The organism is Escherichia sp. R1 (assembly GCF_003000935.1).
Classification (GTDB): Bacteria; Pseudomonadota; Gammaproteobacteria; order Enterobacterales; family Enterobacteriaceae; genus Escherichia; species Escherichia coli.
The window spans coordinates 97249-117268 of the sequence record NZ_PSRU01000016.1 but is presented as its reverse complement, the minus strand read 5'-3'; the positions used below and the strand labels follow the sequence as shown (position 1 = coordinate 117268).

Genomic DNA, 20020 nt, shown 5'->3' with positions numbered 1-20020 from the left:
TCCGGCCACAAAGACCTTACAAACTTCCCGCCTGACGACCTTTGCCCGCAGAAGTTAATGTTCTCCCCGTTTGCTTACCATTCAGGCTTTCCAAACGCATCTGGAAGGGCGGGAATGGCATATCAATACCGTGGGCATGGAATCCTGCCAGAATTAGCTGGTGAATCTCATGGCGTAGTGGCATACGGTGACCCATCTCAGCGGCGTAAATACGCAGCTCGAAAATTTGAATCCCCTGTTGCAGATCCACCAGGAAGACTTCCGGCGCCGGGTTGTCGATCACCAGCGAGCAGCGACGCGCTGCGGTGAGCAGGATTTCCGTCACTTCTTCACTGTTGGCATCGGCAGGGGCCGGAATCGTCAATACCACGCGCGTGACCGAGTCAGAGAGCGACCAGTTGATAAACTGCTCGGTAATAAACGCCTTGTTCGGCACAATTATCTCTTTACGGTCCCAGTCGCTGATGGTGGTGGCGCGGGTGTTAATTTTTGTCACGCTACCGGTGAGATCGCGGATCGTTACCGTATCGCCAATACGAATCGGTTTTTCGAACAGGATAATCAGGCCAGAGATAAAGTTGGCGAAAATCTCCTGTAAACCAAAGCCCAGACCAACACCGAGCGCGGCGACCAGCCACTGCAATTTCGACCACTCAATACCAATCATCGAGAAGCCGACCAGCCCGCCAATCAGCATCAGCAGATATTTGGTGATGGTGGTGATGGCGTAGCCCGTACCCGGCGTTAAATCCAGGTGCTGCAGAATCGCCAGTTCCAGCAGCGCGGGCAGGTTGCGCACCAGCTGCGTGGTGATGATAAACACCAGAATGGCAATCAGTACCGCACCGAGGGTAATCGGCTCCAGGCTTTCTACGCCCTGTACCGTGGAAGTGACATCCCACAGCGAAATATTTTCGAGGAAGCCGAAAGCAGAATGGATTTCTGACCACAGCACAATGACCGAAAGCAGGGCGATCAACATCAAAATTGAGCGCACCAGCCGCAAGGATTGCGCACTGATGGCATCGAGATCGACTTCGCTTTCATCGACTTCAATTGCTCCTTCCGGGCTACTGTGATGATGCGCTTCCTCTTCGCCACGCGCGCGCTGCGCTAACATCTCTGCCCGGCGATGCTTCGCCCGGTCAAACGCCAGCCTGCGGCGCTGGATCAGCATCCAGCGGCGGATAACGTGATAAACCACCAGTAGCAAAAACCAGATGGCAACCGAGGTTTCAAGCCTCGCTAACAGCGCCTGCGCCGTTGCCAGATAACCCACCGCCGACGCCAGAATGGCAACCAGCGGTGCGCCAATCATCATGTTCCACAGCATATGGTTGGTAATGTTGTCGCCGCTGCCCTCTTTGTTGAGATACAGCGGGATCCCGGCCTTTTTCAGGCTGAGGGTGACCACCGCCAGCGCACCGCAAATGAGGATAAAGCAAAGCCGTCCCAGCGAACCGGAGAATTCACGGTCGTCGAGGTTATCGAACATCATCAGCGCCATAATCAGCGGCACAATAAGCCCGATGCTCATCAGGTAGTAACGCATCCCACGGGAAACTCGTTCGCGCGGCCAGCCAAAATGAGCGATAAACAAGCCGTTCGGGCGAGCAAAGGTGGCGCAAATCATCACTACCCACAGCAGCGGCACGGTGGCTGTTACGCCATCACCAATCGCGACCGCCAGCGGATAAGGCCACGCCTCGCGCAAGCCGTAACCCAGTGTCATCCACAGCACAGGCAGCGGTGACGCGACGAGAATCGACCAGAAAAGAGTGCGTAACGTCAGCCAGAAGTGATCCTGAGTCACTTTGCCGACTTTCGCCGCCGAACGTTCAAGAAAACGGGTGAAATAGCGGCGCGAGTAAATACTGCAACCGACCAGAATCAACGCGCCAAACAGCGGCAAAATCGTCTCTTTACTGGTCAGCATCATCACACTGGCTTTGCCCAACTGACTGAAGGTGTCCAGCGAAATGAGACGACGCAGATCCTGGGCGATTTCCAGCGGCCAGGCGATGGTCATCGGGCGCACGTCAGAGGTCCAGAACAGATAGCGGTGCGTCGCTTCGTTCACCTCTTTCAGCGCATCCTCCAGTTGCCCGTTGGAGACTTTCAGCTTGGTCAGCTCCAGCAGTAGCGTGTCGCCACCCTGCAACAATGAGTTCAGCAACTCACGCTGAGTGCGTAGCTGTGCTTCCAGAATACGGTTTTGCTCAGCGGTCAGTGGCTGACCGTCGGCCTGATGGATTTGCCGTAGCAGCGGCTGTTTATTAAGCAGATCCTCATAACGTAACCGTTGCACACGTAACTGCGCCATTTCGGTATCAAGCTGTTGTGGTTTTGGCATTTCCGGTAGCCGTGCCACCTGCGCCCGCAACGCTTCGCCGAGCAGGTTAGATGATCCCAGCCATTGCGACTGTTCACGCAGCGTATTCAACGCCTGCCGGACCTGTAACGTCTGGCTGGCAGCCTGACGCTGTTGCGAGGCAACGAGATCCATCCGCTGCGCCTGTTGATTCAGCGCCGCCGATAGTTCGCGGTTAATTTTAAACTGGGCGACGATATCTTTTGGCAAATCGGCGCTACTTTCCGCCAGTTGCTCGGTACTTTCCAGCGCCCGTTCCGCTTCCAGTTGGCGTTGACTATTCAACTGGTTGCGTAGTGCTTGCAAATATGCATCCAGCTGCTGGCTCTCTTTTTCCGCCAGCTCAGAGCGCAAGCGCGCTAATTCCTGGCGGTTATTGGCAGATAGCTGCGCCAGCTCCAGTTCATCAACGAGCGCTTTCAGACGTGCGGAGTCAGACTGCAACGCGAAATTTTGTGCCTGATTGAGCGGGGTATTGCCGGTAAGTGTCCCCAGGCGGCGCTCGATTTCATTCAACTGACGGCGGGCATCGGTTTGCTGTTGCGGCAGTTGATTCAGCGAATCGGCAATCTCGCGGGCGCGCTCCTGCTCTTGTTGGGCCTGACGGCTTTTATCCAGCAACTGACTGCTGATCTGGAGAATTTCCTGATTCAGCGCATCGTTAGACATTCCCGGCGACACGCTGCGTGGCTCGTCACGCATGTTGTTTAACTGCGCGCGCAGAGTGGCGGAAAGTTTCGGATAATTATCAATGACTTCTTGATATTGCTTGATGCGCTCAAGGGAACCTTTTCGTTCCTCAAGCGCATTTAAGGCAGACTGGAGCGCCTCTACGACTTCCGGCTGCGCAGGTTTCGCCGCTTTTGCCTGCTCCAGTTCCTGGGTGATTTGTTTGCTATCGGGGGCCGTCGCGGCGTACGCCCCCCAACTGAGGCACCAGGCCATCAGAAAAGTGATAATCAGGCGCACGTCAGCGTTTCCTTTGATGGATTAGACCTGGTCTTTTTTGTCGTCAACCAATGGGCTGGCGTCGTGTTCTGCCTCGATTTCTTCAGCAGGAAGCGGGGCTGGTTCAGCGTCTGGCGTAACAAAGGTTTCGGTAGATACTGCCAGCGGCTGGCCAATTTTCGTGACAGACAGGCTTTCCAGTTGCTCAACCAGGTTCACTTTACCTGGTGCAAACAGGTTGATAACGGTAGAGCCAAGTTTAAAGCGACCCATTTCCTGGCCTTTCAGCAATGCCACAGAACCGTCGTTTTCCCCGGCAGGCCAGGTCCAGCGCTTGATGATGCCTTCGCGCGGCGGCGTAATGGTGCCCGCCCAGACCGTCTCAATGCTGCCTACAATCGTCGCACCGACCAGAATCTGCGCCATCGGGCCAAATTCGGTATCGAACAGGCAGATCACGCGTTCGTTACGGGCAAACAGATTCGGCACGTTCTGAGCCGTGAGATGGTTAACGGAGAAGAGATCGCCCGGCACGTAGATCATTTCACGCAGAATACCGTTGCACGGCATGTGTACGCGGTGGTAGTCACGTGGGGAGAGGTAAGTGGTCACAAACGTACCGTTACGGAAGAGATCCGCCATCAGATAGTTGCCTGCCAGCAGGGCTTCGAGGCTGTAGTTGTGGCCTTTGGCTTGCAGGATTTTATCTTCTTCGATTTTACCCAACTGGCTGATAACGCCATCGGCAGGCATAACCAGTACATTCGGATCGGTATCGATTGGGCGTACTTCGTCACGCAGCGGACGGACAAAGAATTCGTTAAAGGTGCGGTAGCTGGCGGTGTCCGGCTTTTGCGCCTCTTTCATGTCGACCTTGTAGTATTTAACGAACAGATCGATAACCAGTTTTGTCAGCCATCCTGCCCGCTTGCTTGCGCCCCAACCCGCCAGGCGAGTAAGCCATAGTTTCGGCAGAATGTACTGTAGCGAAAGTTTAAATGAATTTAACAAGGTAGCCTCCAGGCCATTGTTTTGTCGTTCCTGATCCGGCCTACATGCCGGATCCTGAAAAAAAGGGGACGATTCTAACGACGGTTAGCTTAATTGTCAGTCATCCGTATCAGAAAAGTTTTTACGCGTTTTTACCTGCGCCATGCTTTCCAGAATACGGTGATAGTTTTCGAAACGGGTTTCCGCGATTTTCCCTTCCTCAACCGCTTCCCGGATAGCGCAGCCCGGATCGGTATCGTGTTTGCAATCGCGATATTTACACAGACCTAAATAGTCATGGAATTCGACAAAGCCCTGAGTGATTTGTTCCGGCTCCAGGTGCCAGAGACCAAACTCACGCACACCTGGGGAATCAATCACATCACCGCCGTGCGGGAAGTGATACAGTCGTGCGGCGGTCGTGGTGTGCTGACCAAGCCCCGAGTTGTCAGAGACATCGTTGGTCAGGATCTCTTTTTGCAGCCCCAGCAACGCGTTCAGCAGGCTGGATTTGCCAACGCCAGACTGCCCGGCAAAAATGCTGATGCGCCCGGTCAACGCCTCTTCCAGCGGTTTCAGCCCATCCTGAGTATGACTGGAAACCATCAATACGCGATAACCGATATTGCGGTAGATATCCATCTGCTCGTTGACGAACTCCATGCCTTCGTCGTCCAGCAGGTCTATCTTGTTGAGCACAATAATCGGCTCAATCTGCAAGGTTTCGCAGGCCACCAGGTAACGGTCGATAATATTGAGCGACAGCTCCGGCAAAATGGCGGAGACAATGACAATCTGGTCGATGTTGGCAGCAATAGGTTTCACACCGTCGTAAAAATCCGGGCGCGTCAACACTGAGGTGCGCTCATGCACCGCTTCGACGATCCCTTTGACATTTACGCCTTCCGCCGCTGGTTTACCCGGACGCCAGACTACGCGGTCGCCGGTCACCAACGAACGGATGGTACGGCGAATATTGCAGCGGTGAACGTCGCCATCGGCGGATTCCACATCAGCGTGCATACCAAAGCGGCTGATGACGATACCTTCATCAGGCTCGCCAAACAGATTGTCGTCGTAGTCGGGCTTCTCCTTAGACGTTTTAAGACGACGCTGGTGATTGGCGTTCACGCGGCGCTGCTGGCCTTTGGAGAGTTTATTTTTACTCAATCGTACAGACTCCTGGTCGCCCCTGATGGGCAAAACATCTATGATACACGCAATTGTGGATCAATATAGTCACTGTGAATGGGTGGAAAATAGCATGAGTGCCAATGAAAACAACCTGATTTGGATCGATCTTGAGATGACCGGTCTGGATCCCGAGCGCGATCGCATTATTGAGATTGCCACGCTGGTGACCGATGCCAACCTGAATATTCTGGCAGAAGGGCCGACCATTGCAGTACATCAGTCCGATGAACAGCTGGCGCTGATGGATGACTGGAACGTGCGCACCCATACCGCCAGCGGGCTGGTAGAGCGTGTGAAAGCGAGCACGATGGGCGATCGTGAAGCTGAACTGGCAACGCTCGAATTCTTAAAACAGTGGGTGCCTGCGGGAAAATCGCCGATTTGTGGTAACAGCATCGGTCAGGACCGTCGCTTCCTGTTTAAATACATGCCGGAGCTGGAAGCCTACTTCCACTACCGCTATCTCGATGTTAGCACCCTGAAAGAGCTGGCGCGCCGCTGGAAGCCGGAAATTCTTGACGGCTTTACCAAGCAGGGGACGCATCAGGCGATGGATGATATCCGTGAATCGGTGGCGGAGTTGGCTTACTACCGCGAGCATTTTATCAAGCTGTAAAATTTTTCCTGGTCACGTAAGCGCCGGAATCCACTTGCGGCGGCGTGATTTTGACGCTAAATTGAACGTCTTGCTGATAATTTCAGCACTTGAGATAAAAACTCAAAAAAAATTTTTTAGGGGGGTTGCAGAGGGAAAGATTTCTCGTATAATGCGCCTCCCGTAACGACGCAGAAATGCGAAAATTACGAAAGCAAAATTAAGTAGTACGCGGGAATAGCTCAGTTGGTAGAGCACGACCTTGCCAAGGTCGGGGTCGCGAGTTCGAGTCTCGTTTCCCGCTCCAAAATTTGAAAAGTGCTGTAAAGCACAGACCACCCAAGCGGGAATAGCTCAGTTGGTAGAGCACGACCTTGCCAAGGTCGGGGTCGCGAGTTCGAGTCTCGTTTCCCGCTCCAAAATTTGAAAGTGCTGTAAAGCACAGACCACCCAAGCGGGAATAGCTCAGTTGGTAGAGCACGACCTTGCCAAGGTCGGGGTCGCGAGTTCGAGTCTCGTTTCCCGCTCCAAATTCTTCTCTCAATAAAATATCCACAGCGACGCGATGCGTTATTGCTGGTTTTTGTTGTCTCTGACAAACTCTTGTAAACAGAGTTATCCACAGCCTCAGGCCGTAATCTTAATTTCAAAGAAACTTCGCACGGTGAATAGTATTTTTTTAACCTATTGATAGATAAGTTAAAAATTAAGATTTCGTTTTGTCGTATCGATCACTTGACGATTTTTTCCGGCTTGAATTGCAATGCGTTTTTATTTTTATTCACAAGCTGTGGATGAATCAGGCGTCACGCGGTAACCCTTTTTCAATCACCCGAACCAGACGCTGTTTTTTCGGTAATTGCACTTCGACCACGCACGCATTTCGTCTCTCGATTTGCTGCGCAATCGCCCACGCTATGTGCTCATCAAGAAGTGGGTGCTCACCTTTACGACTTTCCAGCGCTGTCAAAATCGTTTCATCCCAGGGGGCATTGCCTAATGCTACGGCGATATTACGCAGCCAACGCAGGTGACCTATACGGCGAATCGCCGAACCTTCCGTGACTTTTAAAAACTGCTCTTCGCTCCAGGCGAATAACTCAATGAGTTCCGGAGCGTGTAGCGGCTTACGCGGGCTGAAATCGTCTTCTGTAGTGAGTTGCGAATAGCGATTCCACGGGCAGATAAGCTGGCAGTCATCGCAACCGTAAATACGGTTTCCCATTAACGGTCGCAACTCTTCCGGGATCGCCCCTTCCAGTTCGATGGTGAGATAAGAGATACAGCGGCGAGCATCGACGGTATATGGCTCGACGATGGCACCGGTCGGGCAAATCGTCATACAGGCCACGCATTTACCGCATCCTTCCTCGACTGGTTGATCCACGGGTAGCGGAATATCGACCAGCAATTCGCCTAAAAAGAAGAACGAGCCGGCCTCACGATTGAGGATAAGTGAGTGCTTACCTGTCCAGCCGAGCCCAGCTTTTTCAGCTAACGGGCGCTCAAGAATAGGCGCAGAATCGACAAACGGTCTAAAATTCAGCGAAACACAATGTTGCTGAATCATCTCGCCCAGCTTTTTGAGTCGGTTGCGCAGAAGTTTGTGATAGTCACGGCCCAGCGCATAACGGCTAACATAGCCGAGTTTGGGGTTTTTCAGCGTGCTGGCAAATGCGGCGTTAGCAGGAAGGTAATTCATCCGCACGCTGATCACACGCAGCGTACCGGGCAATAGTTCGTGAGGGCGAGCGCGCAGCATACCGTGACGCGCCATCCAGTCCATTTCGCCGTGGTATTGTTTGTCCAGCCATGCTTGCAGTTTGGGCTCGGACGCGCTGAGATCGGTATCGGTAATACCTACCTGCTGAAAGCCCAGTTCCAGCCCCCACTGTTTAATATTTTGCGCTAATTGATTGAGATCGAGGGGCTCTGACATGACGGACCATACAATGAAGAAAAACCCCGTAAGTATACCACACACAGTCTGGTACGCCGACGATATCCGCCGCGGAGAACGCGAGGCGGCAGATGCGCTGGGGCTCACACTCTATGAGCTGATGCTTCGCGCTGGCGAAGCCGCATTCCAGGTGTGTCGTTCGGCTTATCCTGACGCCCGCCACTGGCTGGTGCTGTGCGGTCATGGTAATAACGGCGGCGATGGCTACGTGGTCGCGCGGCTGGCCAAAGCGATCGGTATTGATGTCACGCTGCTGGCCCAGGAAAGTGACAAACCGTTGCCGGAAGAGGCCGCGCTGGCACGCGAAGCATGGTTAAACGCGGGAGGCGAGATCCATGCTTCGAATATTGTCTGGCCCGAATCGGTAGATCTGATTGTTGATGCGCTGCTCGGCACCGGCTTGCAGCAAGCGCCCCGCGAATCCATTAGCCAGTTAATCGACCACGCTAATACTCACCCTGCGCCGATTGTGGCGGTTGATATCCCTTCCGGCCTTCTGGCTGAAACCGGCGCTACGCCAGGCGCGGTAATCAACGCCGATCACACCATCACTTTTATTGCGCTGAAACCAGGCTTGCTCACTGGAAAAGCACGGGATGTTACCGGACAACTGCATTTTGACTCACTGGGGCTGGATAGCTGGCTGGCAGGTCAGGAGACGAAAATTCAGCGGTTTTCGGCAGAACAACTTTCTCACTGGCTGATACCGCGTCGCCCGACTTCGCATAAAGGCGATCACGGGCGGCTGGTGATTATTGGTGGCGATCACGGCACGGCGGGGGCTATTCGTATGACGGGGGAAGCGGCGCTGCGTGCTGGTGCTGGTTTAGTCCGAGTACTGACCCACAGTGAGAACATTGCGCCGCTGCTGACTGCACGACCGGAATTGATGGTGCATGAACTGACTATGGACTCTCTTACCGAAAGCCTGGAATGGGCCGATGTGGTGGTGATTGGTCCCGGTCTGGGCCAGCAAGAGTGGGGGAAAAAAGCCCTGCAAAAAGTTGAGAATTTTCGCAAACCGATGTTGTGGGATGCCGATGCATTGAACCTGCTGGCAATCAATCCCGATAAGCGTCACAATCGCGTGATCACGCCGCATCCTGGCGAGGCCGCACGGTTGTTAGGCTGTTCCGTCGCTGAAATTGAAAGTGACCGCTTACATTGCGCCCAACGTCTGGTACAACGTTATGGCGGCGTAGCGGTGCTGAAAGGTGCCGGAACCGTGGTCGCCGCCCATCCTGACGCTTTAGGCATTATTGATGCCGGAAATGCAGGCATGGCGAGCGGCGGCATGGGCGATGTGCTCTCTGGTATTATTGGCGCATTGCTTGGGCAAAAAATGAGCCCTTATGATGCAGCCTGTGCGGGCTGTGTCGCGCACGGTGCGGCAGCTGACGTACTGGCGGCGCGTTTTGGAACGCGCGGGATGCTGGCAACCGATCTCTTTTCCACGCTACAGCGTATTGTTAACCCGGAAGTGACTGATAAAAACCATGATGAATCGAGTAATTCCGCTCCCTGATGAGCAGGCAACATTAGACCTGGGCGAGCGGGTAGCGAAAGCCTGCGATGGCGCAACCGTAATCTATCTGTATGGCGATTTAGGTGCAGGTAAAACCACCTTTAGCCGGGGCTTTTTACAGGCTCTAGGTCATCAGGGTAATGTCAAAAGCCCCACTTATACGCTGGTCGAACCCTATTCGCTCGACAATTTAATGGTTTATCACTTTGATTTGTACCGCCTTGCCGATCCCGAGGAGCTGGAGTTTATGGGGATCCGCGATTATTTTGCCAACGATGCCATCTGCCTGGTGGAGTGGCCACAACAAGGTACAGGTGTTCTTCCTGACCCGGATGTCGAAATACACATTGATTATCAGGCACAAGGCCGTGAGGCGCGCGTGAGTGCGGTTTCCTCTTCGGGTGAATTGTTGCTGGCGCGTTTAGCCGGTTAACCTTTGAAAGGTGGCGGGATGATGTATCGCATCAGAAATTGGTTGGTAGCGACGTTGCTGCTGCTGTGCGCGCCGGTGGGTGCCGCGACGCTCTCTGATATTCAGGTTTCTAACGGTAATCAACAGGCACGGATAACGTTGAGTTTTATTGGCGATCCTGATTATGCGTTTAGCCATCAAAGCAAACGCACCGTGGCGCTCGATATCAAACAAACGGGGGTAATTCAGGGGCTGCCGTTGTTGTTCAGCGGTAATAATCTGGTGAAGGCGATTCGCTCCGGAACGCCTAAAGATGCACAAACGCTACGGCTGGTGGTCGATCTCACCGAAAACGGTAAAACCGAAGCGGTGAAGCGGCAGAATGGCAGCAACTACACTGTTGTCTTTACGATTAACGCCGATGCGCCGCCACCGCCTCCGCCAGTGGTTGCGAAACGCGTTGAAACGCCTGCGGTTGTCGCACCGCGCGCCAGCGAACCGGCGCGCAATCCGTTTAAAACGGAAAGTAACCGCACTACGGGTGTTATCAGCAGTAATACGGTAACGCGTCCGGCAGCCCGCGCGACGGCTAACACTGGCGATAAAATTATCATCGCTATTGATGCCGGACACGGCGGTCAGGACCCTGGCGCTATCGGCCCCGGTGGTACGCGGGAGAAAAATGTCACCATCGCCATCGCGCGTAAATTGCGTACTTTGCTCAATAACGATCCGATGTTTAAGGGCGTTTTAACCCGTGACGGGGATTACTTTATCTCGGTGATGGGGCGCAGTGATGTGGCACGTAAGCAAAACGCCAATTTCCTTGTGTCGATTCATGCCGATGCAGCACCGAACCGCAGTGCGACTGGCGCTTCCGTATGGGTGCTCTCTAACCGTCGCGCCAACAGCGAAATGGCCAGCTGGCTGGAGCAGCACGAGAAACAGTCGGAGCTGCTGGGCGGGGCGGGTGATGTGCTGGCGAACAGTCAGTCTGACCCCTATTTAAGCCAGGCGGTGCTGGATTTACAGTTCGGTCATTCCCAGCGGGTAGGGTATGATGTAGCGACCAGTATGATCAGTCAGTTGCAACGCATTGGCGAAATACATAAACGCCGACCAGAACACGCGAGTCTCGGCGTTCTGCGTTCGCCGGATATTCCGTCAGTACTGGTCGAAACCGGTTTTATCAGTAACAACAGCGAAGAACGTTTGCTGGCGAGCGACGATTACCAACAACAGCTGGCAGAAGCCATTTACAAAGGCCTGCGCAATTACTTCCTTGCGCATCCGATGCAATCTGCGCCGCAGGGTGCAACGGCACAAACGGCCAGTACGGTGACGACGCCAGATCGCACGCTGCCAAACTAAGGACGATTGATGCCAATTCAGGTCTTACCGCCACAACTGGCGAACCAGATTGCCGCAGGTGAGGTGGTCGAGCGACCTGCGTCGGTAGTCAAAGAACTGGTGGAAAACAGCCTCGATGCAGGTGCGACGCGTATCGATATTGATATCGAACGCGGTGGGGCGAAACTTATTCGCATTCGTGATAACGGCTGCGGTATCAAAAAAGACGAGCTGGCGCTGGCGCTGGCGCGTCATGCCACCAGTAAAATCGCCTCTCTGGACGATCTCGAAGCCATTATCAGTCTGGGCTTTCGCGGTGAGGCGCTGGCGAGTATCAGTTCGGTTTCCCGCCTGACGCTCACTTCACGCACCGCAGAACAGCAGGAAGCCTGGCAGGCCTATGCCGAAGGGCGCGATATGGACGTGACGGTTAAACCGGCGGCGCATCCGGTGGGAACGACGCTGGAGGTGCTGGACCTGTTCTACAACACCCCGGCGCGGCGCAAATTCCTGCGCACCGAGAAAACCGAATTTAACCATATCGATGAAATCATCCGCCGCATTGCGCTGGCGCGTTTCGACGTCACTATCAGTCTGTCGCATAACGGCAAAATCGTACGCCAGTATCGTGCAGTGCCGGAAGGCGGGCAAAAAGAACGGCGTTTAGGCGCGATTTGCGGCACCGCTTTTCTCGAACAAGCGCTGGCGATTGAATGGCAACACGGCGATCTCACGCTGCGCGGCTGGGTGGCCGATCCAAATCACACTACGCCCGCACTGGCAGAAATTCAGTATTGCTACGTGAACGGTCGCATGATGCGCGATCGCCTGATCAATCACGCGATCCGCCAGGCCTGCGAAGACAAACTGGGGGCCGATCAGCAACCGGCATTTGTGTTGTATCTGGAGATCGACCCGCATCAGGTGGACGTCAACGTGCACCCTGCCAAACACGAAGTGCGTTTCCATCAGTCGCGTCTGGTGCATGACTTTATCTATCAGGGCGTGCTGAGCGTGCTACAACAGCAACTGGAAACGCCGCTACCGCTGGACGATGAACCACAACCTGCACCGCGTGCCATTCCGGAAAATCGCGTGGCGGCTGGGCGCAATCACTTTGCTGAACCGGCAGTTCGTGAGCCGGTAGCTCCGCGCTACTCTCCTGCGCCCGCCTCAGGCAGTCGTCCGGCTGCCTCCTGGCCGAATGCGCAGCCTGGTTACCAGAAACAGCAAGGTGAAGTGTATCGCCAGCTTTTGCAAACGCCCGCTCCGATGCAAAAACCAAAAGCGCCAGAACCGCAGGAACCTGCACTTGCGGCGAACAGTCAGAGTTTTGGTCGGGTACTGACTATCGTCCATTCCGACTGTGCGTTGCTTGAGCGCGATGGCAACATTTCACTTTTATCCTTGCCAGTGGCAGAACGTTGGCTGCGTCAGGCACAATTGACGCCGGGTGAAGTGCCAGTTTGCGCCCAACCGCTGCTTATTCCGTTGCGGCTAAAAGTTTCTGGCGAAGAAAAATCGGCATTAGAAAAAGCGCAGTCTGCCCTGGCGGAACTGGGTATTGATTTCCAGTCCGATGCGCAGCATGTGACCATCAGGGCCGTGCCTTTACCCTTACGCCAACAAAATTTACAAATCTTGATTCCTGAACTGATAGGCTACCTGGCGAAGCAGTCCGTATTCGAACCTGGCAATATTGCGCAGTGGATTGCACGAAATCTGATGAGCGAACATGCGCAGTGGTCAATGGCACAGGCCATAACCCTGCTGGCGGACGTGGAACGGTTATGTCCGCAACTTGTGAAAACGCCGCCGGGTGGTCTGTTACAATCTGTTGATTTACATCCGGCGATAAAAGCCCTGAAAGATGAGTGATATCAGTAAGGCGAGCCTGCCTAAGGCGATTTTTTTGATGGGGCCGACGGCCTCCGGTAAAACGGCGTTAGCCATTGAGCTGCGTAAAATTTTACCAGTAGAGTTGATAAGCGTTGATTCTGCCCTTATTTACAAAGGGATGGATATCGGGACGGCGAAGCCGAACGCTGAAGAGTTACTCGCCGCGCCGCACCGATTGCTGAATATTCGCGATCCGTCGCAGGCTTACTCGGCTGCTGATTTTCGCCGCGATGCGCTGGCGGAAATGGCCGATATCACCGCGGCGGGGCGGATCCCACTGTTAGTGGGCGGTACGATGTTGTATTTCAAGGCATTGCTGGAAGGGTTGTCGCCGCTACCGTCGGCAGACCCGGAAGTACGGGCCAGAATTGAGCAACAGGCGGCAGAGCAAGGTTGGGAGTCATTGCATCGTCAACTTCAGGAGATCGATCCGGTTGCGGCAGCAAGGATTCATCCAAATGATCCACAAAGGCTTTCCCGGGCACTGGAAGTTTTTTTCATTTCGGGTAAAACTTTAACGGAACTGACGCAAACGTCAGGAGACGCTCTACCGTATCAGGTGCATCAGTTCGCCATCGCCCCGGCGAGCCGTGAACTGCTCCATCAACGAATTGAGCAGCGTTTTCATCAGATGTTGGCTTCAGGTTTTGAAGCAGAAGTCCGGGCGCTTTTTGCCCGAGGAGATTTGCATACGGATTTGCCTTCCATTCGTTGCGTGGGTTATCGCCAGATGTGGTCTTACCTTGAAGGCGAAATCTCATACGATGAAATGGTTTATCGAGGTGTTTGCGCCACGAGACAGTTGGCGAAGCGGCAGATAACCTGGCTGCGTGGTTGGGAAGGGGTTCACTGGCTTGACAGTGAAAAACCAGAACAGGCGCGTGACGAAGTATTACAGGTTGTTGGTGCTATCGCAGGCTGAATGTGTACAATTGAGACGTATCGTGCGCAATTTTTTCAGAATCGAAAGGTTCAAAGTACAAATAAGCATATAAGGAAAAGAGAGAATGGCTAAGGGGCAATCTTTACAAGATCCGTTCCTGAACGCACTGCGTCGGGAACGTGTTCCAGTTTCTATTTATTTGGTGAATGGTATTAAGCTGCAAGGACAAATCGAGTCTTTTGATCAGTTCGTGATCCTGTTGAAAAACACGGTCAGCCAGATGGTTTACAAGCACGCGATTTCTACTGTTGTCCCGTCTCGCCCGGTTTCTCATCACAGTAACAACGCCGGTGGCGGTACCAGCAGTAACTATCATCATGGTAGCAGCGCGCAGAATACTTCCGCGCAACAGGACAGCGAAGAAACCGAATAAGGTTTCGGGCTGTTTTTTTACACGGGGAGCCAGCGATCCTGCGTTCCCCGCTGATCTATTTAGAGGGTTATACGCTTGTTTGACCGTTATGATGCTGGTGAGCAGGCGGTACTGGTACACATCTATTTTACGCAAGACAAAGATATGGAAGACCTCCAGGAGTTTGAATCTCTGGTCTCTTCCGCCGGTGTCGAAGCATTGCAGGTGATTACCGGTAGCCGTAAAGCGCCGCACCCAAAGTATTTTGTAGGTGAAGGTAAAGCAGTTGAAATTGCGGAAGCCGTAAAAGCGACGGGAGCTTCGGTCGTTCTTTTTGACCATGCCCTGAGCCCGGCGCAGGAGCGTAACCTGGAGCGTTTGTGCGAGTGTCGTGTCATCGACCGCACCGGCCTTATTTTAGATATTTTCGCCCAACGTGCGCGTACCCATGAGGGTAAGTTGCAGGTTGAGTTGGCGCAGTTGCGCCATCTGGCTACGCGCCTGGTGCGTGGCTGGACCCACCTTGAAAGACAGAAAGGCGGGATTGGTTTGCGTGGTCCGGGTGAAACCCAGCTCGAAACCGACCGTCGTTTGTTGCGTAATCGCATCGTGCAGATACAGTCGCGCCTGGAAAGAGTTGAAAAGCAGCGTGAGCAGGGGCGGCAATCGCGTATCAAAGCCGACGTTCCTACTGTTTCGCTGGTGGGATATACCAACGCCGGTAAATCTACTCTTTTCAATCGAATCACCGAAGCGCGGGTCTACGCGGCAGACCAGTTGTTTGCCACCCTCGACCCGACGTTGCGGCGTATTGACGTTGCGGATGTCGGTGAAACCGTGTTGGCAGATACCGTAGGGTTTATTCGCCACCTGCCGCATGATCTGGTGGCGGCATTTAAAGCCACGTTACAAGAGACGCGGCAAGCCACATTGCTGCTGCACGTCATTGACGCGGCGGATGTGCGTGTACAAGAAAACATCGAAGCGGTGAATACGGTTCTTGAAGAGATTGATGCTCACGAGATCCCAACCCTGCTGGTGATGAACAAGATCGATATGCTGGACGATTTCGAACCGCGTATTGACAGAGATGAAGAGAACAAACCGATCCGTGTCTGGCTTTCTGCGCAGACCGGAGCGGGGATACCACAGCTTTTTCAGGCTTTGACGGAGCGTCTTTCTGGCGAGGTGGCGCAGCATACATTGCGTCTGCCGCCGCAGGAAGGGCGCCTGAGAAGTCGTTTTTATCAGCTTCAGGCAATAGAAAAAGAGTGGATGGAGGAGGACGGCAGCGTAAGTCTGCAAGTTCGTATGCCGATCGTTGACTGGCGTCGCCTCTGTAAACAAGAACCGGCGTTGATCGATTACCTGATCTAACGGCGTAGCGTCTGAAGCGTGGAGTCATATCCTCTGGCGTCGAAAGACAACAGGGATCACCGCATAACAAATATGGAGCACAAACATGGCGTGGAATCAGCCCGGTAATAACGGACAAGACCGCGACCCGTGGGGAAGCAGCAAACCTGGCGGCAACTCTGAGGGAAATGGAAACAAAGGCGGTCGCGATCAAGGGCCACCTGATTTAGATGATATCTTCCGCAAACTGAGCAAAAAGCTCGGTGGTCTGGGCGGCGGTAAAGGCACCGGATCTGGCGGTGGCAGTTCATCGCAAGGCCCGCGCCCGCAGCTTGGCGGTCGCGTCGTTACCATCGCAGCGGCAGCGATTGTCATTATCTGGGCGGCCAGTGGTTTCTATACCATTAAAGAAGCCGAACGCGGCGTGGTAACACGCTTTGGTAAATTCAGCCATCTGGTTGAGCCGGGTCTGAACTGGAAACCGACGTTTATTGACGAAGTCAAACCGGTGAACGTGGAAGCCGTGCGTGAACTGGCAGCTTCTGGTGTGATGCTGACGTCTGACGAGAACGTAGTGCGCGTTGAGATGAACGTGCAGTACCGCGTCACCGATCCGGAAAAATATCTGTATAGCGTGACCAGCCCGGATGACAGTCTGCGTCAGGCTACCGACAGCGCCCTGCGCGGGGTTATCGGTAAATACACCATGGACCGCATTCTGACGGAAGGTCGTACCGTGATTCGTAGCGATACTCAGCGCGAACTGGAAGAGACGATTCGTCCGTATGACATGGGCATCACTCTGCTGGACGTCAACTTCCAGGCTGCTCGTCCGCCGGAAGAAGTAAAAGCGGCGTTTGACGATGCGATTGCCGCGCGTGAAAACGAACAGCAATACATTCGTGAAGCAGAAGCGTATACCAACGAAGTTCAGCCGCGTGCGAACGGTCAGGCGCAACGTATCCTCGAAGAGGCGCGTGCGTACAAGGCCCAGACCATCCTGGAAGCCCAGGGTGAAGTGGCGCGCTTTGCTAAACTTCTGCCGGAATATAAAGCCGCGCCGGAAATTACTCGCGAGCGTCTGTATATCGAGACGATGGAAAAAGTGTTGGGCAACACCCGCAAAGTGCTGGTTAACGATAAAGGTGGCAACCTGATGGTTCTGCCGTTAGACCAGATGCTGAAAGGTGGTAACGCCCCTGCGGCGAAGAGCGATAACGGTGCCAGCAATCTGCTGCGTCTGCCGCCAGCCTCTTCCTCCACAACCAGTGGAGCAAGCAACACGTCGTCCACCAGTCAGGGCGATATTATGGACCAACGCCGCGCCAACGCGCAGCGTAACGACTACCAGCGTCAGGGGGAATAACGATGCGTAAGTCAGTTATCGCGATTATCATCATCGTGCTGGTAGTGCTTTACATGTCTGTCTTTGTCGTCAAAGAAGGTGAGCGCGGTATTACGCTGCGTTTTGGTAAGGTACTGCGTGACGATGACAACAAACCTCTGGTTTATGAGCCGGGTCTGCATTTCAAGATACCGTTCATTGAAACGGTGAAAATGCTCGACGCACGTATTCAGACCATGGACAACCAGGCCGACCGCTTTGTGACCAAAGAGAAGAAAGACCTGATCGTCGACTCTTACATCAAATGGCGCATCAGCGATTTCAGCCGTTACTACCTGGCAACGGGTGGTGGCGACATTTCGCAAGCGGAAGTGCTGTTGAAACGTAAGTTCTCTGACCGTCTGCGTTCTGAAATTGGTCGCCTGGACGTGAAAGACATCGTCACCGATTCCCGTGGTCGTCTGACCCTCGAAGTACGTGACGCGCTGAACTCCGGTTCTGCGGGTACAGAAGATGAAGTTACTACCCCGGCGGCAGATAACGCCATTGCCGAAGCGGCAGAGCGCGTAACGGCTGAGACGAAGGGCAAAGTTCCGGTCATCAACCCGAACAGTATGGCGGCGCTGGGTATTGAAGTTGTCGATGTGCGAATTAAGCAGATCAACCTGCCTACCGAAGTGTCTGAAGCGATCTACAACCGTATGCGCGCCGAGCGTGAAGCGGTAGCGCGTCGTCACCGTTCACAAGGTCAGGAAGAAGCGGAAAAACTGCGCGCGACTGCCGACTATGAAGTGACCAGAACGCTGGCAGAAGCTGAGCGTCAGGGCCGTATCATGCGTGGTGAAGGCGATGCCGAAGCAGCCAAACTGTTTGCTGATGCATTCAGTAAAGATCCGGACTTCTACGCATTCATCCGTAGCCTGCGTGCTTATGAGAACAGCTTCTCTGGCAATCAGGACGTGATGGTCATGAGCCCGGATAGCGATTTCTTCCGCTACATGAAGACGCCGACTTCCGCAACGCGTTAATATAACGACTGCGGTACAGGTCAATAAAGCCACCGCATCCTCAGGGATGTCGGTGGTTTTCTTTTTCTATAAGGATAATGAATGAATTCGACAATCTGGCTGGCGCTTGCCCTGGTTTTGGTACTGGAAGGTTTAGGGCCGATGCTTTACCCGAAGGCATGGAAGAAGATGATCTCTGCGATGACCAATTTGCCCGATAATATTTTACGTCGTTTTGGCGGTGGACTTGTGGTTGCGGGCGTTGTGGTCTACTACATGTTGAGGAAAACGATTGGCTGAACAAAAAACAGACTGATCGAGGTCATTTTTGAGTGCAAAAAGTGCTGTAACTCTGAAAAAGCGATGGTAGAATCCATTTTTAAGCAAACGGTGATTTTGAAAAATGGGTAACAACGTCGTCGTACTGGGCACCCAATGGGGTGACGAAGGTAAAGGTAAGATCGTCGATCTTCTGACTGAACGGGCTAAATATGTTGTACGCTACCAGGGCGGTCACAACGCAGGCCATACTCTCGTAATCAACGGTGAAAAAACCGTTCTCCATCTTATTCCATCAGGTATTCTCCGCGAGAATGTAACCAGCATCATCGGTAACGGTGTTGTGCTGTCTCCGGCCGCGCTGATGAAAGAGATGAAAGAACTGGAAGACCGTGGCATCCCCGTTCGTGAGCGTCTGCTGCTGTCTGAAGCATGTCCGCTGATCCTTGATTATCACGTTGCGCTGGATAACGCGCGTGAGAAAGCGCGTGGCGCGAAAGCGATCGGCACCACCGGTCGTGGTATCGGGCCTGCTTATGAAGATAAAGTAGCACGTCGCGGTCTGCGTGTTGGCGACCTTTTCGACAAAGAAACCTTCGCTGAAAAACTGAAAGAAGTGATGGAATATCACAACTTCCAGTTGGTTAACTACTACAAAGCTGAAGCGGTTGATTACCAGAAAGTTCTGGATGATACGATGGCTGTTGCCGACATCCTGACTTCTATGGTGGTTGACGTTTCTGACCTGCTCGACCAGGCGCGTCAGCGTGGCGATTTCGTCATGTTTGAAGGTGCGCAGGGTACGCTGCTGGATATCGACCACGGTACTTATCCGTACGTAACTTCTTCCAACACCACTGCTGGTGGCGTGGCGACCGGTTCCGGCCTGGGCCCGCGTTATGTTGATTATGTTCTGGGTATCCTCAAAGCTTACTCAACTCGTGTAGGTGCAGGTCCGTTCCCGACCGAACTGTTTGATGAAACTGGCGAGTTCCTCTGCAAGCAGGGTAACGAATTCGGCGCAACTACGGGGCGTCGTCGTCGTACCGGCTGGCTGGACACCGTTGCCGTTCGTCGTGCGGTACAGCTGAACTCCCTGTCTGGCTTCTGCCTGACTAAACTGGACGTTCTGGATGGCCTGAAAGAGGTGAAACTCTGTGTGGCTTACCGTATGCCGGATGGTCGTGAAGTGACGACCACTCCGCTGGCAGCTGACGACTGGAAAGGTGTAGAGCCGATTTACGAAACCATGCCGGGCTGGTCTGAATCCACCTTCGGCGTGAAAGATCGTAGCGGTCTGCCGCAGGCGGCGCTGAACTACATCAAGCGTATTGAAGAGCTGACTGGTGTGCCGATCGATATCATCTCTACCGGTCCGGATCGTACTGAAACCATGATTCTGCGCGATCCGTTCGACGCGTAATTCTGGTACGCCTGGCAGATATTTTGCCTGCCGGGCTAACAGTGTGATACATTGCTGTGTCGGTTAAGCCA

17 protein-coding genes and 3 tRNA genes are annotated in these 20020 nt (G+C 53.8%); 16 read left to right on the top strand and 4 right to left on the bottom strand.

Annotated elements, in window-relative coordinates:
- Positions 1-16: 16 nt before the first annotated feature.
- The 3 genes from mscM to rsgA form a co-directional block, all read right to left on the bottom strand.
- The gene (mscM, locus tag C4F37_RS19025; RefSeq protein ID WP_001523757.1) at positions 17-3340 is read right to left on the bottom strand and encodes a miniconductance mechanosensitive channel MscM; all 3324 of its coding nucleotides are present in this window, start codon (positions 3338-3340) and stop codon (positions 17-19) included.
- Between the two features lie 21 nt (positions 3341-3361).
- Entirely contained in the window at positions 3362-4330 is a 969-nt protein-coding gene (gene asd / locus C4F37_RS19020) for an archaetidylserine decarboxylase (RefSeq protein WP_000934920.1), read from the bottom strand.
- Between the two features lie 96 nt (positions 4331-4426).
- On the bottom strand, positions 4427-5479 hold the full coding sequence (gene rsgA / locus C4F37_RS19015) for a small ribosomal subunit biogenesis GTPase RsgA (protein WP_000041976.1): 1053 nt from the start codon (positions 5477-5479) through the stop codon (positions 4427-4429).
- A gap of 94 nt (positions 5480-5573) precedes the next feature.
- On the opposite strand from rsgA, the gene orn reads away from it, so the two are divergent.
- The 5 genes from orn to C4F37_RS18990 all read left to right on the top strand — a co-directional run bounded on the left by orn (position 5574) and on the right by C4F37_RS18990 (position 6915).
- Positions 5574-6119, top strand: coding sequence for an oligoribonuclease (orn, locus tag C4F37_RS19010; protein ID WP_001295188.1), 546 nt, complete (start codon positions 5574-5576; stop codon positions 6117-6119).
- Between the two features lie 210 nt (positions 6120-6329).
- Positions 6330-6405, top strand: a tRNA-Gly gene (locus C4F37_RS19005).
- Between the two features lie 36 nt (positions 6406-6441).
- Positions 6442-6517 (top strand) — tRNA-Gly (locus C4F37_RS19000).
- A 35-nt stretch (positions 6518-6552) separates the two neighbouring features.
- A tRNA-Gly gene (locus tag C4F37_RS18995) sits at positions 6553-6628 on the top strand.
- Between the two features lie 233 nt (positions 6629-6861).
- Positions 6862-6915, top strand: coding sequence for a hypothetical protein (locus C4F37_RS18990; protein WP_010723271.1), 54 nt, complete (start codon positions 6862-6864; stop codon positions 6913-6915).
- On the opposite strand, the gene queG is transcribed toward C4F37_RS18990, so the two are convergent.
- Entirely contained in the window at positions 6898-8037 is a 1140-nt protein-coding gene (gene queG / locus C4F37_RS18985; RefSeq protein ID WP_001540517.1) for a tRNA epoxyqueuosine(34) reductase QueG, read from the bottom strand. The genes C4F37_RS18990 and queG overlap by 18 nt on opposite strands.
- On the opposite strand from queG, the gene nnr reads away from it, so the two are divergent.
- The 11 genes from nnr (at position 8036) to purA (ending at position 19949) form a co-directional block, all read left to right on the top strand.
- A complete protein-coding gene (nnr, locus tag C4F37_RS18980; RefSeq protein WP_023151421.1) occupies positions 8036-9583 on the top strand; it encodes a bifunctional ADP-dependent NAD(P)H-hydrate dehydratase/NAD(P)H-hydrate epimerase in 1548 nt (515 codons plus the stop codon). The two genes, queG and nnr, sit on opposite strands and share 2 nt — an antisense overlap.
- A complete protein-coding gene (gene tsaE, locus C4F37_RS18975) occupies positions 9555-10016 on the top strand; it encodes a tRNA (adenosine(37)-N6)-threonylcarbamoyltransferase complex ATPase subunit type 1 TsaE (RefSeq protein WP_001540519.1) in 462 nt (153 codons plus the stop codon). The genes nnr and tsaE overlap by 29 nt, the downstream gene beginning before the upstream one ends.
- Before the next feature lie 18 nt (positions 10017-10034).
- Positions 10035-11366: an N-acetylmuramoyl-L-alanine amidase AmiB gene (gene amiB / locus C4F37_RS18970; protein ID WP_001540520.1), complete on the top strand. Its 1332-nt coding sequence runs from the start codon at positions 10035-10037 to the stop codon at positions 11364-11366.
- A 9-nt stretch (positions 11367-11375) separates the two neighbouring features.
- Positions 11376-13223 (top strand): DNA mismatch repair endonuclease MutL, encoded by a 1848-nt coding sequence (mutL, locus tag C4F37_RS18965; protein WP_001298688.1) that lies wholly within the window; start codon positions 11376-11378, stop codon positions 13221-13223.
- The gene (miaA, locus tag C4F37_RS18960; RefSeq protein WP_001280357.1) at positions 13216-14166 is read left to right on the top strand and encodes a tRNA (adenosine(37)-N6)-dimethylallyltransferase MiaA; all 951 of its coding nucleotides are present in this window, start codon (positions 13216-13218) and stop codon (positions 14164-14166) included. The genes mutL and miaA overlap by 8 nt, the downstream gene beginning before the upstream one ends.
- 85 nt (positions 14167-14251) lie before the next feature.
- Positions 14252-14560 carry an RNA chaperone Hfq gene (gene hfq, locus C4F37_RS18955; RefSeq protein WP_001051883.1) on the top strand — a complete coding sequence of 103 codons (309 nt, stop codon included), beginning with the start codon at positions 14252-14254 and terminating at the stop codon, positions 14558-14560.
- 75 nt (positions 14561-14635) lie between these two features.
- The gene (hflX, locus tag C4F37_RS18950) at positions 14636-15916 is read left to right on the top strand and encodes a ribosome rescue GTPase HflX (RefSeq protein WP_000460357.1); all 1281 of its coding nucleotides are present in this window, start codon (positions 14636-14638) and stop codon (positions 15914-15916) included.
- An 85-nt stretch (positions 15917-16001) separates the two neighbouring features.
- The gene (gene hflK, locus C4F37_RS18945; RefSeq protein WP_000312479.1) at positions 16002-17261 is read left to right on the top strand and encodes an FtsH protease activity modulator HflK; all 1260 of its coding nucleotides are present in this window, start codon (positions 16002-16004) and stop codon (positions 17259-17261) included.
- A gap of 2 nt (positions 17262-17263) precedes the next feature.
- Positions 17264-18268 (top strand): protease modulator HflC, encoded by a 1005-nt coding sequence (gene hflC, locus C4F37_RS18940; RefSeq protein ID WP_001232412.1) that lies wholly within the window; start codon positions 17264-17266, stop codon positions 18266-18268.
- Positions 18269-18349: 81 nt separating this feature from the next.
- Entirely contained in the window at positions 18350-18547 is a 198-nt protein-coding gene (locus C4F37_RS18935) for a DUF2065 domain-containing protein (protein ID WP_001089295.1), read from the top strand.
- A gap of 103 nt (positions 18548-18650) precedes the next feature.
- Positions 18651-19949: an adenylosuccinate synthase gene (gene purA, locus C4F37_RS18930; RefSeq protein WP_000527955.1), complete on the top strand. Its 1299-nt coding sequence runs from the start codon at positions 18651-18653 to the stop codon at positions 19947-19949.
- Positions 19950-20020: the final 71 nt, after the last annotated feature.